This window comes from Flavobacterium notoginsengisoli (genome assembly GCF_042686225.1).
Taxonomy (GTDB): domain Bacteria; phylum Bacteroidota; class Bacteroidia; order Flavobacteriales; family Flavobacteriaceae; genus Flavobacterium; species Flavobacterium notoginsengisoli.
The window spans coordinates 339987-359928 of the sequence record NZ_JBHUOT010000001.1 but is presented as its reverse complement, the minus strand read 5'-3'; the positions used below and the strand labels follow the sequence as shown (position 1 = coordinate 359928).

Sequence of the window (19942 nt, the reverse complement as noted above, 5' to 3'; positions counted from 1 at the left end):
GTGATTTTATTATATTTGCTCCGCTCATTTTGAGCCGAATATATCTTTGCCATCGTTAACTCCTGACGATACGATTATAAAAAAAAAAGAAAATGACAAAATCAAAAATTTTTTACACCTTAACTGATGAGGCGCCGTTATTGGCAACTTACTCTTTGTTACCAATTGTTCAAGCATTTACAGCTACAGCTGGAATTGAAATCGAGACCAGAGATATTTCGCTGGCAGGAAGAATTTTATCAAATTTCCCGGAATCTTTGACTGATGCTCAAAAAACTGGAGATGCATTGGCAGAACTTGGCCAATTAGCAACTCAGCCAGAAGCTAACATTATTAAATTACCAAACATTTCAGCATCTGTACCGCAATTAAAAGCGGCTATTGCTGAATTACAATCGCACGGATACAATGTACCAAATTTCCCGGAAGACCCACAAAATGATGCTGAAAAGGAAATTAAAGCAAAATATGCTAAAGTTTTAGGTTCTGCTGTTAACCCGGTTTTACGCGAAGGAAACTCTGACCGTAGAGCTCCAAGAGCAGTTAAAAACTTTGCAAAAGCAAACCCGCACTCAATGGGTGCATGGTCTTCTGACTCAAAAACTAAAGTGGCTTCTATGTCAGGCGGTGATTTTTACGGAAGTGAAAAATCATTAACTGTTGCTGAAGCAAATGATGTAAAAATCGAATTCGTTGCTAAAGACGGAACTACAACTGTTCTTAAAGCAAGTACTCCATTAAAAGCCGGAGAAATTATTGATAGTTCTGTTTTAAGTGTAAGCAAATTAAAAGCTTTCGCTGCTGATGTGATCGCTGAAGCTAAAGCTGCAGGAGTTTTACTTTCTGTACACTTAAAAGCTACCATGATGAAAGTTTCTGACCCGATTATCTTTGGCGCTATCGTTGAAGTATATTTTGCAGATGTTTTCAAAAAATACGAATCTTTATTTGCTGAATTAAACGTTGACACAAGAAACGGTTTAGGCGATATTTACGCTAAAATTGCCGGAAGACCTGAGCAGGCAGAAGTTGAAGCTGCTATCGATCAGGCAATCGCAAACGGACCAGCTTTAGCAATGGTTAATTCTGACAAAGGAATTACTAACTTACACGTTCCATCTGACGTAATTGTTGATGCTTCTATGCCGGCAATGATCCGTACTTCCGGACAGATGTGGAACAAAGAAGGAAAAGCACAAGATACATTCGCTGTTATTCCAGACCGTTCTTATGCTGGAGTTTATACTGCAACTATCGATTTCTGTAAAAAACACGGCGCTTTTGATCCAAAAACAATGGGAAGTGTTCCTAACGTTGGATTAATGGCTCAAAAAGCTGAAGAATATGGATCTCACGACAAAACTTTCCAAATTAAAGGTGATGGTGTTGTTCGTGTGGTTGATGCAAACGGAACTGTTTTAATGGAACAAAACGTTGAAGCAAACGATATTTTCAGAATGTGTCAGGCTAAAGATGCTCCTATTCAGGACTGGGTTAAATTGGCTGTAAACAGAGCTCGTTTATCTGATACTCCTGCTGTTTTCTGGTTAGACGAAAACAGAGCACACGATAGAGAATTGATCGTAAAAGTTCAAAAATACCTTAAAGACTACGATACTACAAACTTAGATATCCGTATTTTAAACCCAATTGCTGCTACTGAATTTACTTTAGACAGAATCATCAAAGGTTTAGACACTATTTCTGTAACAGGAAACGTTTTACGTGACTACTTAACAGATTTATTCCCAATTTTAGAATTAGGAACTTCTGCAAAAATGTTATCTATCGTTCCTTTGATGAATGGTGGTGGATTGTTCGAAACTGGCGCAGGAGGTTCTGCTCCTAAACACGTTGAACAATTTACAGAAGAAGGATACTTACGTTGGGATTCTCTTGGAGAATTTTTAGCTCTTGGTGCTTCATTAGAGCATTTAGGACAAACTTTAGACAACTCTAAAGCAATTGTTTTATCTGAAACTTTAGATCAGGCTAATGATAAATTCTTAGCAAATGATAAATCTCCTGCTCGTAAAGTGGGTCAGATTGATAACCGTGGATCTCACTTCTATTTAGCATTCTACTGGGCTCAGGCTTTAGCGTCTCAAACCAAAGATGCTGAATTACAAGCAATCTTTGCTCCTATTGCAGCAGAATTTGAAGCTAACGAAGCTAAAATCGATGCAGAATTAATTGGTGCACAAGGAAAAGCTCAAAGTATTGGCGGTTACTACCAGCCAACTCCTGAGTTGGTAAGCAAAGCAATGCGTCCAAGCGAAACATTCAACGCTATTATTGCTAAAATCAAATAATTTAGAAGCACTGCAGTGCATCTCTTGAATAAACAAAAAAGGACAGCTCTAAAGTTGTCCTTTTTTTATCTTAACTTATCTTTAACAGTAGTTTCGAAAAAACTTTTAGCAAGAATTGTTATCTATGTAAATCAAAATCAATGTAATGATTACAAAAAATACCTGCACATTTTTTCTTTTTATTTTAACGATTTTCAGTTCTTTCTCTCAGGAAAAATTTACTTTAAGCGGTACAATCATTGACAGCAAAAACAACGAAACTCTAATTGGAGTTAATATTTACATACCAAGTCTAAAAATTGGAACTACTACAAACGAATATGGTTTTTATTCTCTTTCGGCTCCAAAGGGCGAATATGAAATTGAAATCAGTTATGTTGGCTACCAAACCATTCAGAAAAATATCCTTTTAAATCAAAATACCAAGAGCAACTTTTCTATTAGTTCGGGTGAAGAACTTCAGGAAGTCGTGATTACAGACAACAAAGAAAAAATAAATATCAAGTCGCCCGAAATGAGCGTGAACAAACTCTCCATTTCGACGATCAAAAAAATGCCGGTAGTTTTAGGCGAAGTAGATGTTATAAAATCTATCTTATTACTTCCGGGTGTAACCAATGCAGGCGAAGGTGCTTCCGGATTTAATGTCCGCGGAGGCGGTGCAGATCAAAACCTGATTCTTTTGGATGAAGCTACAATATTTAATTCTTCTCACGTTTTTGGGTTCTTTTCTGTTTTTAATCCGGATGCCATTAAAGATCTAAAATTATACAAAGGCGGCATTCCTGCGCGATACGGAGGAAGAGCTTCTTCTGTTTTGGATATTTATCAAAAAGACGGAAACAGTAAAGAATTTCATATGAACGGAGGAATCGGATTAATTTCAAGCCGTATTCTTGCCGAAGGTCCTATCGTAAAAGATAAAGGCTCTTTCTTAATTGGGGGTAGAGCTTCTTATGCTCATTTATTTTTAAAATTCTCCGAAGAAAACAAAGATAACTCCGCTTATTTTTATGACCTGAATACTAAATTGAGTTACAAACTTAACAATAATAACAATTTATATTTATCAGGCTATTTCGGACGTGACGTTTTCAGTTTAAATAAAAGTTTCACCAATACTTATGGAAACTCCATTCTTAATCTAAGATGGAATCATTTGTATTCTGATAAGCTATTTGCAAATTTATCTCTAATATACAGCGATTATTATTACGGACTTGATCTGAATTTCATAGGTTTCAACTGGGATTCCGGAATTAAAAATTACAATATCAAATATGATTTTAAGCATTATCTCTCTGATAAATTAAAACTGAATTACGGAATAAACGGAACTTACTATCAATTTAATCCCGGAACTATAAAACCCACCGGAGAAGATTCAGGAATTAATCCTGATCAATTGGACAAAAAATATGCTTTCGAACCTTCTGTTTATTTAGATGCCGAAAGTCAGCTTTCCAACAAAATCAATATTTCTTACGGGTTACGCTATAGTTTGTTTTACAGATTGGGCGCCTCAACAATTAATTATTACGAAAACAATCAGGCCGTAACTTTTAACACTGATATGCAGATTTATGAGAAAGGCACTCCAATTTCGACCAAATACTTTGGAAAAAACAAAGTAATTCAGGATTACCACAATCTCGAACCACGATTTTCTATCTCTTATCAATTATATGATGATCAGGCCATAAAAGCGAGCTATAACCGAATGGCGCAGTATCTTCAGTTAGTTTCAAACACATCTTCTCCTACTCCGTTGGATGTCTGGATGCCAAGCGATAATTATATAAAACCGCAGCTTGCAGATCAGGTTGCTCTTGGTTATTTTAAAAACATTCATAATGGCAATTATTCTTTTGAAATAGAAACTTACTATAAAGAAATTCAAAACAGACTCGACTACATTGATGGAGCCGATTTAATTGCTAATAATGCAATTGAGCAGGTTATTTTGAATGGAAAAATGAGATCTTATGGTCTGGAAATTATGCTAAAGAAGAATAAAGGCAAATTTAACGGCTGGATTGCTTATACTTTATCAAAATCAGAACAGCAAACTCCGGGCAGAACGCCTGAAGAAACGGGAATTAACAACGGACAATGGTATGCTTCGGCTTATGATAAAACCCATAATTTAGCTATTACCTCGGCTTATAATTTAAATGAAAAATGGTCATTTGGGGCTAATTTTGCTTTACAATCAGGACAGCCGGCTTCGTATCCGAACGGACAATATGAATATCTCGGAATTACTGTTCCAAGTTACGGATTAAGAAACGAAAACAGGCTTCCTGCATATCATCATTTAGATGTTTCGGCAACTCTGACTCCAAGAAAAAACAAAGACCGAAACTGGAAAGGGGAATGGGTTTTTAGTATTTACAACCTGTATAACCGAATGAATGCTGCCTCTATTAATTTTCGACAAAATGTTGATACAGGTGTCAATGAAGCGGTACAATTGTCTATTTTTGGAATTGTTCCGGCAGTAAGTTATAATTTCAAATTCTAAGAAAAACACTCTTTTCAAAAGAAATAAAAAAATATGTTATGAAAAAAACAACCTTAATTATCGTGTTTTTCATATCCTTTTTCGCTACAAGTTGCGAAGAAGTTGTTGATGTTGATCTGGATACAGCACCACCAAGATTAGTAATTGAAGCACCTATCAATTGGGAAAAAGGAGAAAAGGGAAATGAACAACGAATAAAACTAACTACAACTACCGGTTATTTTGAGAATGTAATTCCAACTATATCCAATGCAATTGTTTACATAAAAAACAGTCATGACGAGCAATTTAATTTTATAGAAGTCAAAAAAACCGGTCAATATTTATGCACAAACTTCAAACCCGTTATTGGAGAACAATACACCTTAACTGTAATTAGCAGAGGAAACCGATACATTGCAACTGAAACTTTAAAATCAGTAGCGCCTATTACCCGAATAGAACAAAATAACAAAGGCGGTTTTACAGGAAAAGATATTGAAATAAAAGCATTCTATAATGATCCTGCCGATGTGGATAATTTCTATTTGTATAAATATGTATATCCAAATAAAGTGAAATCAACCTTTTACGCAGATGAGGATAAATTTTTTAATGGTAATGAATTTTTCAGTCTTTCTGATGATGAAGATTTAGTAATTGGAAATGAAATCGAAATAACTCATTTCGGAATCTCAAAGCAATACTACAATTATATGAATATTTTAGTTAGTGTTGCCGGAAGCAATGTTGGAGGTCCTTTTCAATCTCCTCCGGCAACTGTAAAAGGAAATATTGTTAATGTGACGAATAAAGAAAATTATCCTTTAGGTTATTTTTCTCTTTGCGAAACTTACACCGTTAAATATAAAATAACTGCACAATAAAAAATGGAAGCACAAATTAAAATCGCAACTGAAAAAAAACTAATTGGCAAGCACATTGAAATGTCTTTTCTTGAAAATAAAACTTTTCAATTGTGGAGCGGTTTTATGCCAAAGCTAAAAGTTATAACAAATAAAATTGACGCCTGCTTATATTCGCTTGAAGTATTTCCTGTAAACTATTTTGATAATTTTGATTCTGGCAGAACCTTTCAAAAATGGGCTGCTGTAGAAGTTACAGATTTTGATAGTGTTCCGGATGAAATGGAGACTTTACTAATCCCAAACGGATTATATGCTGTTTTTATTCATAAAGGTCCGGCAAGTGAAGGACACAAAACCTATCACACTATTTTTGCAGAATGGCTCCCAAATTCAGATTATACTGTAGATGAAAGACCTCATTTTGCAGTAATGGACGAAAAGTACAAAAAAGACGATCCTAATTCTGAAGAAGAAATCTGGATTCCTATAAAAAATAGAGATTGATTATGATAATTCAAACACTTAAAATACTTTTCAATCGAGATTTGGATAAACTAAAATTCGAAATTGAATCTTATGAAAATGAGAATTCTATTTGGATTATTGACAAAAGCATAGCAAATTCAGCAGGAAATCTCTGCCTTCATTTAATGGGAAATCTAAATACCTATATTGGTGCCGAAATTGGAAAAACAGCATATATCAGAAATCGTCCCTTAGAGTTTTCTTTAAAAGATATTCCAAGATCAGAGTTAATTGAAAAAATTGAAAATACAATCATTGTAGTAAATAATGCCCTGGACTCTTTAAGTGAAACCGATTTAGAAAAAATTTATCCTCAGATTGTTTTTGAAAAAGAAATGACAACTGGATTTTTTTTAGTTCACCTTTCAACCCATTTAGCGTATCATTTAGGACAAATTAATTACCATAGAAGATTACTCGATTAACCAAAAAACGGTTAAAACAGTAAAGCCTCAACATATGTAAATGTTTTAAAAATTAGAATTGCGAAACCTTTGTGCTTTTAATTCTAATTTTTAAAACATGAAACATTTAATTGTATATGCATTATGTCTTTATGCATTTCAAGCAAAAGCGCAAACTTTCAAAAATCCTGATTCTTTATTTAATCCTGCTCCATATGGTTTTAGTCATGCAGCTTCTGTAAAAACACCCGGAGAACTGGTTTATATTTCCGGTCAAAGTGGCGGATTAGGCAAAGAACATATTTTAAGCTCAGACTTTAGGGAACAGGTTCAGACGGCTTTAAAAAACCTGACAACCATTTTAGACAGTTATCGCCTAAAACCGGAAAATGTCCTGAAAATTACAGTTCTAATAGTAGATCATTCCGCCGAAAAACTAAAAATATGGGAAGAAGAAATTAGTAAAACATGGAAAAACAAACCTTTTCCTGCCAGTACTTTAATTCCTGTTCCAAGATTAGCACTCGACAAAATGTTAATAGAAGTTGATGCTGTTGCTTTTAAAGTCAATTAAATAAACTGATGACCAGTCAAAGCCCATAACTTTCGTACATTTGCGGCATATTTAAAATAAACTCTAAATGTCTTCACACCATATTGTACGCGACGATCAGGAACCTGCTTTAATAATTGCCAACGGAGCCGCTTGCGATCCTGAATTATTAGGACAATTACTTGAATGGTCTCCTTTGGTTGTTGTTTTAGACTCGGCTATAGAAAGAGTGATTGAATTAGGCATAAAAGTCGATGTGTTATTAGGTGATTTTGATCGCGGATTTGATCCTGAAATTTACAAAACTTCACAATTCCCTATCGAAATTGTCCACACGCCAGATCAAGATAAAACCGATTTAGAAAAAGCTTTTGATTATTTAATTGAAAGAAAAATTCCTGCCGTAAATGTAGTCTGGGCAACCGGAAAACGTGCTGATCATACTATAACAAACCTAACAAATATTGTTCGTTATAGAAATTTACTAAAAATCGTAATTCTTGACGATCATTCTAAAATATTCCTGTTACCATCAAAATTTGAGAAGTGGTACACCGCCAAAACGCCAATTTCATTAATTCCAATTGGTGTGGTAAACGGAATTTATTCGACAAATTTAAAATACGAATTAAACAACGATACGCTAACAATGGGCTACAGAACCGGAAGCAGCAACTCTGTAGAAAAAGATGGCAATATAACGATAACACATCGTGAAGGCGATCTGCTTTTAATGGAGTGTTTTGATTAGGAGCTATTTCCTGCTGTCCGCTATATCTTTTTCTTGCTAAAGAAGCAAGAAAAAGGATACCGCTTCCATCAGGGCTAGGGCAATCGTTTTCATAATACAATTTTCTAAAAAATGGAATACCTATCTTTGCACCGAAATCAATAAAAATGAAAGCAGAAAACAATTCCCAAAAAGACAATTTACACCCAAGAAATCTTCACCGTTCTCGTTATGACTTTGAATTACTTATTTCTAATTGTCCTGAATTAAAAGCTTTTGTTTCCATCAATAAACACGGAATCGAAACGATTGATTTCAGCAATCCGCTTGCAGTAAAAACATTGAATAAAGCTTTACTTCAAACTTACTACGGAATTGAAAACTGGGATATTCCTAAAAATTATCTATGTCCGCCCATTCCAGGACGAGCAGATTATATTCATTATATAGCCGATTTATTAGCGGAAACCAACAATAACCAAATTCCTGAAACTTCTCATGTTTTAGGTTTAGACATCGGAACAGGTGCAAATTTAATCTATCCGATATTAGGGAATTCAATTTACAACTGGAGTTTTGTTGGAACTGATATTGATCAAAAAGCGATTAAAAATTGCAGTAAAATTATCGAAGCCAATCCTAAACTTATAGATTCAATAAGTTTACAACAACAAACAGAATCTCGATTTATTTTCAAAAATATTATCACACCCGAAGATCGTTTTGCTTTTACGATGTGCAATCCGCCTTTTCATGCTTCAGCCGAAGAAGCAAATAAAAGTACATCCAGAAAAGTTTCTAATCTGAATCCAAAAGAAAAAAGAAATTCAAATCCCGTTTTAAATTTTGGCGGTCAAAATGCAGAATTATGGTGCAATGGCGGCGAAATCGGATTTATAACCCAAATGATTTACGAAAGTGCCAAATACACTTCGCAGGTTTTATGGTTTACGACTTTGGTTTCTAAAAAAGAAAATCTTTCGGCTATTTATAAAACGTTAAAAAAAGTAAATGCAGTTTCGATTAAAACAATCGAAATGTCGCAGGGACAAAAAACGAGTCGTATTGTGGCTTGGAGTTTTTTAAGTAATGCTGAACAAAAGTCATGGAAATTTTAAGATTTTCAAAAGTATTGATACGTTTTTCTTTTGTAACTTCGATAAAATTATTCAATTATGAACACTCTTGAACTTAAAACTATTTTGATTTCTGAAATTGAAAAAATTGATGATAATCAATTCCTATCAGCATTAAAAACAATTTTAGACAGTCGTAAAACTCCAATTAATTATTCTGAAAGATATAATGAAGATTTAAAAGTTGCCGAAGAAGATATCCAAAACGGTAATTATTATTCTCATAATGAAATTAAGGATCAAATTGAGCAATGGAAAAAGAAATAATTTGGTCTAAAACAGCTCAAAATCAACTTGAAAAAATCTACTTTCATATATTTAAAGAATCGAAGAGCAAAAATATTTCTAACAAGGTAATAGAAACAATTTACAACTCTGTTACAATCTTAAGAACAAACTGGGAAATTTATGAATTGGATGAAATGAAAATTTCAAACAATGGAGATTATCGTGCGTATGAAATTTACAGCTATAGAATATCTTATAAAATAACCTCAAAAGAAATTCATATTTTAAGAATTCGACATACAAGCCGCAATCCTAAAACATTGTAATCGTTCATAAAAAAAATCAATCAACTAATAATCTGATTTCCAAAACAAAACCTTGATTTTATAATTAGCTTTTGCTACATTTATTGTAAACTATTTAAAATCAATATTATGGCAGAATACATTGGTTATCTCGCATCTGTTTTTATTGTCGGCGGTTTTTTATTGAAAAACCTTAGAACAATCCGATTTATTAATATGTTTGGCTGTATCTGCTTTGTAATTTATGGCATCTTTCTAAACGATTATCGAGATTTCAATCAATGGCTTTGGCCGGTAATTATTCCAAATGCCATTTTAGCTTTTGTACAGATTTATTATCTGACTTCCAAAAACGAAAAATCTTAAAATTATGATATTTTAAAATAAAATTCTGATATGCTTTCTGTTTACGATAATCGTAACTTTAGGTTCAAAATTGAATTTTATTTAAAATGCTAAAACCATATTCCCGCCTAATTATCGTATTATTTTTAATCACAAGTTGTGCTTCTAAAAAAGCAAAATTTGAAGATTATGTTTTTAAAACCAAAAATGAAGAACAAAAATATCAAGCCGCATACGATAAGGCTTTAAAGCTTTGGAATATTCCCTATTCAGAAGAAGATGTAAAAACCAGCTTTGGAACCGCACATGTCGTTATGGCCGGTCCAAAAAACGGAAAAGATCTGGTTTTACTCCACGGAATGGACGCCAGCTCTACGATGTGGTATCCAAATATTAAGGCTTTGGCCAAAAATCATCGGGTTTATGCCATTGACTTTATAATGGAACCCAATAAATCCAATTTAACAGCAAAATCGCTTTCATCAAAAGATATTCTTGCTTTTTATAATGAAGTTTTTGATCATTATAAATTAAAGAAATTTGATCTAATTGGAGCTTCAAGAGGCGGCTGGATTGCTACTTTATTAGCTACAGAAAAACCTAATTCGATAGACAAAATAGTTTTACTAAGTCCCGCGCAGACTTTTAAATTTATTGATAAAGTCGGAAAAACATCTTCTGCTTTAATGTTGAAACTTTTCCCAAGCGAAAAGAAATTCGGAAAAACATTAAAGACTTTTTCTACTCATCCGGAAAACATCAGTGTTATTTATAAAAGACAGTTTTATTTGGCCAATAAATATTCCAAATCGAATTCGAGCATGCTAAAAATGATGCCTTTTTCTCAAAAAGAATTAGAATCCATTCAAAATCCGGTTTTGGTCTTAATTGGCGATAAAGATGTAATTAACTCAGAAGAAAGTTTAGAAAGGGCACAAAAATATCTTGTCAATTGTAAAACCAAAACGGTAAAAGATGCCGGACATTTTTTAACCATCGATCAGCCTAAAATCATTAATGATGCGGTTATTAATTTTTTAGATTAGCATACAAACTTCGTATCTTTACAAACCTAATTTTCATCAGTAACAAATGAATTTCCACGTAACTTCAGAATACAGTCCAAAAGGAGATCAGCCTCAAGCCATACAGAAATTGGCGCAAGGCGTAGTCGACGGAGAAAAATATCAAACTTTATTAGGAGTTACGGGTTCCGGAAAAACATTTACCGTTGCTAATGTTATACAAGAAGTACAACGACCGACTTTGGTTTTGGCTCATAACAAAACTTTGGCGGCGCAATTGTACTCCGAATTCAAACAATTTTTCCCGAATAATGCAGTTGAGTACTTCGTTTCTTATTACGACTATTACCAGCCGGAAGCTTTCATGCCGGTAACAGGAGTTTTCATTGAAAAAGATTTATCTATCAACGAAGAATTAGAAAAAATGCGTTTAAGCACCACATCTTCCCTACTTTCGGGACGTCGTGATGTTTTGGTTGTCGCATCTGTTTCTTGTTTGTATGGTATTGGAAACCCTGTTGAATTTCAAAAAAACGTAATTGAAATAACACGGGATCAGCTTATTTCGAGAACCAAATTACTTCATAGTCTGGTACAAAGTTTATATGCCAGAACTGAAGCCGACTTTAATCCGGGAACTTTTAGAATAAAAGGTGACACAGTAGAAGTTTATCCAAGTTATGCCGATGACGCATACAGAATTCACTTTTTTGGAGATGAAATTGAAGAGATCGAAGCATTTGATGCAAAAACATCTCAGGTTATTGAAAAATTCAAAAGATTAACCATTTATCCAGCCAATATGTTTGTGACTTCTCCGGAAGTTTTACAAGGCGCGATTTGGCAGATTCAGCAGGATTTGGTGAAACAAGTTGATTATTTTAAAGAAATCGGAAAACATCTTGAAGCGAAACGTCTGGAAGAAAGAACCAATTTTGACTTAGAAATGATTCGCGAACTAGGCTATTGTTCTGGAATTGAAAATTACTCGCGCTACCTTGACGGACGTGAAGCTGGAACAAGACCTTTCTGCTTATTAGATTATTTTCCAAGTGATTATTTAATGATTATTGACGAAAGTCACGTAACGGTTTCTCAAGTTCATGCTATGTACGGAGGCGATCGCAGCCGTAAAGAAAATTTGGTGGAATATGGTTTCCGTTTACCTGCCGCAATGGACAACAGACCTTTAAAATTTGAAGAGTTTGAAGCTTTGCAAAATCAGGTTATTTATGTTTCTGCAACGCCTGCTGATTATGAATTACAAAAAACTGACGGGGTTTATGTAGAGCAGATTATTCGTCCGACTGGTTTGTTAGATCCGGTTATTGAAGTGAGACCAAGCTTAAATCAGATTGATGATTTGATTGAAGAAATTCAGGTTCGATGCGAATTGGACGAAAGGGTTTTGGTAACGACTTTAACCAAAAGAATGGCGGAAGAATTGGCGAAATATTTGACAAAAGTAAATATTCGTTGTCGCTACATACATTCTGAAGTTGATACTTTAGAACGTATAGAAATTATGCAGGATTTAAGAAAAGGTCTTTTTGATGTTCTAATCGGAGTGAACTTACTTCGTGAAGGTTTGGATTTACCTGAAGTTTCTCTTGTTGCGATTTTAGATGCTGATAAAGAAGGTTTCTTAAGAAATCACAGATCTTTAACACAAACTATTGGCCGCGCGGCAAGGAACTTAAATGGTAAAGCGATTATGTATGCTGATAAAATAACGGCAAGTATGCAGCGAACTATTGACGAAACCGAATACCGAAGAACAAAACAGATTAATTTCAACGTTCAAAATAACATTACGCCACAGGCTTTAAACAAAAAAATAGACAGTGCCTTTACAAAAAATCCGTTGGTGGAATATGAACTAGGACATCCAATTCCTGTCGCTGCAGAACCTGAAACAGCTTATTTATCTAAAGGAGAATTGGAGAAAATGATTCGCGAAAAGCGCAAAACAATGGAAAAAGCAGCTAAAGAATTAGACTTTTTACAAGCTGCTAAACTTCGTGACGAAATTAAAAAACTACAGGAACAGCTTACATAACAATTATAAAAAGTAATCGTATAATATTTCATTTCAGAATTTATCTAATCTTAAAATTCATTAGATTTATCCAAATTTTAAATTCTGAAATGAAATATCGCTTAGTCTTTTTTATCTTTTTAATTTTTACCGCCTTTTCCTCGGCACAATCCAATCAAAACGATTTTTGGGATGAAGAAATAGAAAATTCTTCAGATATCATAAAACCTTACCTTCTTTCAACACATCCTCTCGGAATATATATATCGAGATTAAATCACAATTTTAATGTTCGTTCACCTGAGAAATATTCTTTTGGATTTGAAGTTTCAAGCGGAAATGTTGTACTTCCCTATGTAAAATCATACGAACTAACGGATCCGGCAAATCGTGCTTATTCTAAAAGCATTCCCTGGCACACCCGTGAATTTGCATTTGATTTGGATAAGGTTCCTTCTAAAACTAAGGAATTTACAGCAGACGGTGTTATTCGCTCTTATCGATTTACTTTTTCTTTACCAATTAACACACATCACGAACTTAATTTTAATCTTCGTGCCAATTCACTGGATCGGGGAAAGTATCCTTTTTCGGTTTTTACTTCTGACGAAACAATTGAATGGTTTCATCGCAATATTGCCGGCGGAAAAGATCCCTTTTCCAGATATCATTATGGAATAAATCAAGCTGGAATATCTTATAAAGATGAAAACGGCAAAGTGATTACAATGGAAAATAATGATTTTATAATTCCCGGAATCGAAATCAATTATAACTATTATCCGAAACTTGAAATGAATAAAAAACATCATATTTATTTGAATTTCGGAACACAACTTGGCATCAATACTTCTAAATATAATCCCGTTGCAGATTTTGGAGTTTCTTCTTCTGTTCTCAAAAAAATGATTATAAAAGACAAAAATATTCTAAGCTTTGGCTTGAGTGCAGGGGCTTTACGTCAGCATATAATTGAATATGGCGAGCGGGTAAATATTAGCAATCAGGATTTTCTGTATAGTTTTGAAGGCTTAATTGATTATAAAGTGAAACTCCGAAATAATAATCGTATTTCATATGGCGTTAATTATAATTTTCAAACGGCTTACAACAAAAAAAAGGATGTGGATTACATTGTTTTTACAGGAGAAAGAATCAATACACACTGGCAGAAGACCATTTATCATATGTACGAAGATTTAGAAGGATGGAGCTTTATTTGTACTTATTCTACTAAAAGATTTTCTTATTTTGCTTACTTTCGGGAAGATTTAAATTTAGACAATGCGCCTGATTTCCAAACGGGTATCGGATTAAAAATGTCAATCAAAAGAAGCTAATATTTTACATCAAAACCAAATCAAACCACTTATAACAAACAAATTACCATGAAACTAATTTTAAGAGAATACAATCTCAAACTCAAACATACTTTTACCATTTCGAGAGAATCTATTGATTTTCAGCCTTCTTTAATTGTGGAATTACAAAGCGAAGGTTTTGCTGGTTTTGGAGAAGCAACTTCCAATCCATATTACAATATTACGGTTCCGATGATGATGCAGGATTTAGAAAAAATAAGAAGTGTTATTGAAAGTACAGACAATGAAACTCCGGAAGTTTTTTGGGCTAAAATCCATCCATATTTACAAGACGACATGTTTGCTCTGTGCGCTTTAGATTTGGCTTACAATGATTTGTATGCTCGTAAAAAAGGCAAAAAATTATACGAATTATGGAATTACACAACAGAGAGAAATCCGATGACGGATTATACAATCGGAATTGCTTCTATTGACAAAATGGTTTCTAAAATGCAGGAACTTCCCTGGCCGATTTATAAAATTAAATTGGGAACCAAAGAAGATATCGAAATTGTAAAAGAACTTCGTAAACACACCAATGCCGTTTTTAGAATTGATGCGAATTGTGGCTGGGGCGTTGAAGAAACGATCAACAATGCAGTCGAATTAAAAAAACTGGGGGTCGAATTTCTGGAACAACCTATGAAAGCTGATAATTGGGAAGGCCATAAAGAAGTTTTTAAACATTCTGTGCTTCCTGTAATTGCCGACGAAAGCTGTATTATTGAAGAAGATGTTCAAAAATGTCATAATCATTTTCATGGCGTGAATGTAAAATTGGTAAAATGTGGTGGTTTAACTCCTGGAAAACGCATGATCGAAGAAGCTAAAAAATTAGGGTTAAGAACCATGGTTGGCTGCATGACAGAATCAACAGTCGGAATTTCTGCAATTGCCCATTTACTGCCACAGTTGGATTATGTTGACATGGACGGCGCGTTACTTTTAGCAGAAGATATTGCAACAGGTGTCACCATAAAAGACGGTGTTGTAAGTTATTCTGATTTAAACGGAACTGGAGTTACACTTTTATAAAATGAAAGTCGAAAAATTTCCAGATCGAGTAATTGAAATTGACCAGGAACAATATTTGTATTTTGGCGGAACTGCCTATTTGGGACTTCCGACAAATACCGCATTTCAGGATTTAGTCGTTCAAAACATTTTAAAATGGGGAACTACTTACGGGAGCTCCAGAACTGCTAATATTCAATTAACGGCTTATGATGAAGGCGAAAGCTTTTTAGCTTCTCATATTGGCTCAGAAAGCACTGTTACGGTTTCTTCGGGAATGCTGGCCGGAAAACTGGTTTTGGAAAAACTGAAAAAGCAAACCGATTGTTTTTATCATTTACATGAAATTCATTCGGCCATTCAGATTGAAAAAAGTCTTTCTGTATTTGTAAATGAAAAATTGAATGAGCGTTTATTAGATTCAAAACCAGAAAAAGTCACAATTTTGACAGATGGTGTTCCTTCATTTCAAACCCAAGCCGTTGATTTATCTTTCTTAAAAGAAATTTCAAATCATAAAGAAGTTACATTGGTTATTGACGAATCGCATTCCTTAGGAATTGTAAACAAAAATGGTTCAGGAATTTATGCTTCCGTTCAATTTCCAGTTAAAAGAAAAATCCTGGTTTCTTCTCTAGGAAAAGCCTTCGGATTAACAGGCGGAGTGATTGCCTCAGATTCTGAATTCATTAGAGAAATAAAAGAAATCGAAACTTTTACAAGTGCCGCCGGAATGAATCCCGCTTTTGTGCAGACACTTTCTGATGCGAAAGAAATTTACAAAATACAGCATCAAAAACTGTTAGATAATTTAAATTATATTGATTCGATTTTAGTTAAAAATGGCAATGTAAAATTTGATAAAAACTATCCTTTAATTTATCTTTTATCAAATGAAATAGTAGAAAAACTACAACAGGAAAAAATCATTATTGCGAGTTTCAAATACACCAAAGAAGCAGAACCATTAAATCGAATTGTAATTACGGCAAATCACCTTAAACAGGATTTAGATAAACTTGTAAACATTTTAAATGATTTTAATTCTCGTTTTTAATCATTTTAAAAAACTACCTTTGCAAAAAGTAAATAATGAGTTTTAAATTCAAGTAAAGATCACAAAAACTTGAAACTTTAAACTTTAAACATGAAACAAAAATTATGACAAATAACGATATACTTAAAAAACTTCGCGTGGCTTTGATGCTCCGTGATGACCAAATAGTTGAAATTTTAGAATTAGTAGATTTTAGAATTTCAAAATCAGAATTAGGAGCTTTTTTCAGAGCCGAAGATCATCCAAACTACATGGAATGTGGCGATCAGGTTTTACGTAATTTCTTAAACGGATTAGTAATTCATTTAAGAGGAACGAAAGAGAATCCGAAAAATCCAAATGATGTTTTAGCAAAACATAAATCAGAAATTCCGAAAAAGGAAACTTCTAAAGAAAGACCGGAATTTAAAGCCGCACCAAAAGATTCAGAAAAATACAGAGGTGATCAAAGTGCATCAAAATCAGGTTCATCTGCTGGAAAACCTAAAAAGAAATCATTCCCAAAAGGAAACGGAAAACCAGTTGTGGTAGAAAAAGTAGTATTCAAAAACGGTAATAAGAAAAAATCGTAATTGAGGATTTTAACCGCTAAGAACGATAAGATTTACGCAAAGTTCGCAAAGTTTTATTCACAAAGCTTTGCGAACTTTGCATTTGTATTCACAATACTTAGTCAAAAATCCTTGCGCACTTTGCGGTTAAAAAAAAATTAAATTTTATTCTCCTCTATTTTATCAAAAAAAGCCTCTTTAAAAGTAGCTCCAATCGGCAATTCTTTTCCATTTATAAAAACAGAGAAATTATCAGTTGATTCGATATGTTTTAGTGAAACAACATACGATTTATGAATCTGAATAAACTCATTATCCGGAAGCGATTCAATTACATTTTTCAAGGATGAATGCGTTATAATCTGCTGTTTTGAAGTATGAATGCAAACATAATTCTGGAGACTTTCTACATATAAAATATCCGTCAAAAATACTTTCTGAAATTTATTTTTTCCGTCTGTTTTAACGAAAAGAAAATCTGGCAGATTGCTCTGATTTGAAATTTCTATTTTAGGCTCAGAATTCAATTTTGAAACAGCCTGATAAAAACGTTCAAACGAAATGGGTTTCAATAAATAATCGACTGCATTTAGCTCAAAACCTTCTAAAGCAAAATCAGGATAAGCTGTTGTAAAAATGACTTTTATGTTTTTCGAAATGATTCTAGAAAGCTGTAATCCTGTCAATTGAGGCATTTGAATATCCAGGAAAATCACATCAACAGATTGTGTATTTAAAAATTCCAGTGCTTTTAGAGAATCATTAAAAACGCCTGATTTTTCAAGGAAATTTACTTTCCCAATGTAATTTTCGAGAATTCGTGTTGCAGGCGGTTCATCGTCTACAATAATGCATTTAAAAACCATAAAATTATTTTTTTAGCGGTATTTTCAAGTAGGTTTTAAAGGTATTATTTTCTTCTGTTTTTTCAAGTACAAATTGGTCTTTATACATGTATTCGAGTCTTTTGGTCAGATTTTCATAGCCAATTCCGGTAGAAGAATAATTCTCTCCATTTACATTATAATTGAAAGTTGAAATCTCTAGAAAATCCTCTTTTATTTTGATTGAAATAACAGCTTTTTCATTTTCATTATTCAGTTTCCCATGTTTAAAAACATTCTCTACAAAGTGAATTATGGCTGAAGAAAGGACCTTTTCATTTGAATATTCTCCTTCAACAGAAAAATCTAAATACAACTGGTCTTCAAAACGTTTTTTCTGCAAATGAATATAGTTCTGAATAAACTGAATTTCTTTGGAAAGTATCGCTTCATCTTTATCTGTCTCGGTAATAACGTATCTAAGCAAATCTGAAAGAACCAAAATATCATCAGCCATTTCGTCTTCTTTTAAAACCAACTGACTGTAAAAAGAGTTCAGCGTATTAAACAAAAAATGTGGACTAACCTGTGCTTTCAACATTTGAAATTCTGCCTTTTTATTCTCCAGAAGCAATTCCTGATTTTGATGTTGCGTAGTATGAAACTGCCAAAACAAAAAAGTTAATGCGCTTAAAAGTACAGCTGGTAATCCGAAGAAAAAATTGTCTTTTATGTAATAGGTTATTTCTCTAGCTTCTTCATAGTAGTTGTGCATTCCGGTAATATTAAACATAACAACTTCTTGCAAAAAATAACGAACAGCCGCAAAAAGCAATAGCGAAACTGGAATTGTGAGAATATAAAAAAGTAATTTCTTCTTATTTAAAAACCATTCACAGAAGTAATAAAAATTGAGAATATAAATACAAAATATTGATAATAAATGAGTTGGCGTAATTCCATAACATATTGCTTTGATTACAATTTCTATTTTTTGATCATTAAGTCCAATATCCCAGAAAATGTATGTTAGAAATAATAATAAGAAAAAAACAATGTGATAGTAAAAAGGGATTCTTGATTTCATAGTTTTATGATAATTAGCTCAAAAATACAATTAAGCCTTTAATCGAAAATGACATTTATTTAAAACATGCTTTTTTAGGGATGAACTGTCAAAAACTTTACATGAAATTATTACACTGCAGATTTCATGTGTTTATAAAATGAAATCCTATGTTCATCAAAAACAAAAAACAGAGGTCAAAAGACGGAATACATTTGTCATGAATTTAAAAACAAAACGTCATGCACAAAATCATTTTATTACTCGCAATTATTACATTAAACTTAACTTCTGCTCAAACTAAGAAAAAGCAAATTTTATTAATTGGGACTTTCCACTATTCAAATCCAGGTCATGATGTTGCCAAGATAAATACTTTTAATGTATTGTCTGAGAAAAGCCAAAAAGAACTCGAAATAATAAGTGACAAAATCAAAAAATTTGGTCCGGATAAAATTTTTGTAGAATGGAAATTTAGCAAACAATCCGAGTTAGATCAGTTTTACAATAAAAATACTGACAGTTTACTTAAAAATAGCTCAAATGAAATTACGCAGTTAGCATTACGTACTGCTAAAAAACTGAATCATAAAAAAATGTTTGGAATTGATTATCGTACTCGTTTTCCTTATGACAGTTTAATGATGTCAATGGAAAAAGCAAATCAGAAGGATTTAATGAAAAAAAATACGGAGTCAACAGAAAGGTTTGTGAAAGATAATAACGAAAGAATGGCTAAAAGTTCTTTAACAGATCTTATGCTTTACTACAATGAAAAAGCTTCTAATGAAGATAACATTCAATGGTATTTGGAAGTAGCCAACAGAACTGGAAATCCAGACGATTTTACAGGAGCTTCTTTAGTTTCAAATTGGTATAAAAGAAACCTTTACATGTATTCTTTGGTTCAGAAATTAACCGAAAGCACTGATACTAAAATAATGGTTTTACTTGGAGCCGGGCACGCTGCGATGCTAAGAGAATTTCTAGCACATGACCCAGAATTTGAAATCGTTGAATTGGCGACTGTTTTGAAATAGTAATTTTCTAACCACATCATTAAACTTTGCGTAGACGCACTGCGGTGCGCCTC

The 19942-nt window shown here is 33.2% G+C and carries 20 protein-coding genes; 18 read left to right on the top strand and 2 right to left on the bottom strand.

Annotation, left to right across the window (positions count from 1 at the left end; all coding sequences use genetic code 11):
* Window positions 1-92 precede the first annotated feature (92 nt).
* The 17 genes from ACFS3A_RS01345 to ACFS3A_RS01265 all read left to right on the top strand — a co-directional run bounded on the left by ACFS3A_RS01345 (window position 93) and on the right by ACFS3A_RS01265 (window position 16980).
* Window positions 93-2312 (top strand): NADP-dependent isocitrate dehydrogenase, encoded by a 2220-nt coding sequence (locus ACFS3A_RS01345; protein WP_379823437.1) that lies wholly within the window; start codon window positions 93-95, stop codon window positions 2310-2312.
* 145 nt (window positions 2313-2457) lie between these two features.
* Window positions 2458-4836: a TonB-dependent receptor gene (locus ACFS3A_RS01340; protein WP_379823435.1), complete on the top strand. Its 2379-nt coding sequence runs from the start codon at window positions 2458-2460 to the stop codon at window positions 4834-4836.
* A gap of 38 nt (window positions 4837-4874) precedes the next feature.
* Window positions 4875-5702, top strand: a complete 828-nt coding sequence (locus ACFS3A_RS01335; RefSeq protein WP_379823434.1) for a DUF4249 domain-containing protein — start codon at window positions 4875-4877, stop codon at window positions 5700-5702.
* A gap of 3 nt (window positions 5703-5705) precedes the next feature.
* Window positions 5706-6188, top strand: a complete 483-nt coding sequence (locus tag ACFS3A_RS01330; protein WP_379823432.1) for a GyrI-like domain-containing protein — start codon at window positions 5706-5708, stop codon at window positions 6186-6188.
* A 2-nt stretch (window positions 6189-6190) separates the two neighbouring features.
* On the top strand, window positions 6191-6634 hold the full coding sequence (locus tag ACFS3A_RS01325; protein ID WP_379823431.1) for a DinB family protein: 444 nt from the start codon (window positions 6191-6193) through the stop codon (window positions 6632-6634).
* Between the two features lie 97 nt (window positions 6635-6731).
* Entirely contained in the window at window positions 6732-7187 is a 456-nt protein-coding gene (locus ACFS3A_RS01320; protein ID WP_379823430.1) for a RidA family protein, read from the top strand.
* A 67-nt stretch (window positions 7188-7254) separates the two neighbouring features.
* Window positions 7255-7917, top strand: a complete 663-nt coding sequence (locus tag ACFS3A_RS01315; RefSeq protein WP_379823429.1) for a thiamine diphosphokinase — start codon at window positions 7255-7257, stop codon at window positions 7915-7917.
* Between the two features lie 146 nt (window positions 7918-8063).
* Complete coding sequence (gene rlmF, locus ACFS3A_RS01310) at window positions 8064-9014, top strand: 23S rRNA (adenine(1618)-N(6))-methyltransferase RlmF (RefSeq protein ID WP_379823427.1); 951 nt, start codon at window positions 8064-8066, stop codon at window positions 9012-9014.
* Between the two features lie 57 nt (window positions 9015-9071).
* Window positions 9072-9299 (top strand): hypothetical protein, encoded by a 228-nt coding sequence (locus tag ACFS3A_RS01305; RefSeq protein ID WP_379823425.1) that lies wholly within the window; start codon window positions 9072-9074, stop codon window positions 9297-9299.
* Complete coding sequence (locus ACFS3A_RS01300; RefSeq protein ID WP_379823423.1) at window positions 9284-9586, top strand: type II toxin-antitoxin system RelE/ParE family toxin; 303 nt, start codon at window positions 9284-9286, stop codon at window positions 9584-9586. Before ACFS3A_RS01305 ends, ACFS3A_RS01300 begins: the two co-directional genes overlap by 16 nt.
* Window positions 9587-9694: 108 nt before the next feature.
* Window positions 9695-9931, top strand: a complete 237-nt coding sequence (locus tag ACFS3A_RS01295; protein WP_260673023.1) for a uroporphyrinogen decarboxylase — start codon at window positions 9695-9697, stop codon at window positions 9929-9931.
* Between the two features lie 86 nt (window positions 9932-10017).
* On the top strand, window positions 10018-10956 hold the full coding sequence (locus ACFS3A_RS01290) for an alpha/beta fold hydrolase (RefSeq protein ID WP_379823421.1): 939 nt from the start codon (window positions 10018-10020) through the stop codon (window positions 10954-10956).
* Between the two features lie 46 nt (window positions 10957-11002).
* Entirely contained in the window at window positions 11003-12994 is a 1992-nt protein-coding gene (uvrB, locus tag ACFS3A_RS01285) for an excinuclease ABC subunit UvrB (protein WP_379823419.1), read from the top strand.
* An 89-nt stretch (window positions 12995-13083) separates the two neighbouring features.
* Complete coding sequence (locus tag ACFS3A_RS01280) at window positions 13084-14313, top strand: hypothetical protein (RefSeq protein WP_379823418.1); 1230 nt, start codon at window positions 13084-13086, stop codon at window positions 14311-14313.
* Window positions 14314-14361: 48 nt separating this feature from the next.
* Window positions 14362-15372 (top strand): dipeptide epimerase, encoded by a 1011-nt coding sequence (locus ACFS3A_RS01275; RefSeq protein ID WP_379823416.1) that lies wholly within the window; start codon window positions 14362-14364, stop codon window positions 15370-15372.
* Window position 15373: 1 nt separating this feature from the next.
* Window positions 15374-16408, top strand: coding sequence for an aminotransferase class I/II-fold pyridoxal phosphate-dependent enzyme (locus tag ACFS3A_RS01270; protein WP_379823415.1), 1035 nt, complete (start codon window positions 15374-15376; stop codon window positions 16406-16408).
* A gap of 104 nt (window positions 16409-16512) precedes the next feature.
* A complete protein-coding gene (locus tag ACFS3A_RS01265; RefSeq protein WP_379823413.1) occupies window positions 16513-16980 on the top strand; it encodes a DUF1456 family protein in 468 nt (155 codons plus the stop codon).
* A gap of 137 nt (window positions 16981-17117) precedes the next feature.
* Here the strand turns inward: ACFS3A_RS01265 and ACFS3A_RS01260 are convergent, their stop codons facing one another.
* Together ACFS3A_RS01260 and ACFS3A_RS01255 are read right to left on the bottom strand one after the other, a co-directional pair.
* The gene (locus ACFS3A_RS01260) at window positions 17118-17825 is read right to left on the bottom strand and encodes a LytR/AlgR family response regulator transcription factor (protein ID WP_379823412.1); all 708 of its coding nucleotides are present in this window, start codon (window positions 17823-17825) and stop codon (window positions 17118-17120) included.
* Between the two features lie 4 nt (window positions 17826-17829).
* Window positions 17830-18870 (bottom strand): sensor histidine kinase, encoded by a 1041-nt coding sequence (locus tag ACFS3A_RS01255; protein ID WP_379823410.1) that lies wholly within the window; start codon window positions 18868-18870, stop codon window positions 17830-17832.
* Between the two features lie 221 nt (window positions 18871-19091).
* Between ACFS3A_RS01255 and ACFS3A_RS01250 the strand changes: the two genes are divergently transcribed.
* Window positions 19092-19889 carry a DUF5694 domain-containing protein gene (locus ACFS3A_RS01250; protein WP_379823408.1) on the top strand — a complete coding sequence of 266 codons (798 nt, stop codon included), beginning with the start codon at window positions 19092-19094 and terminating at the stop codon, window positions 19887-19889.
* Window positions 19890-19942 lie beyond the last annotated feature (53 nt).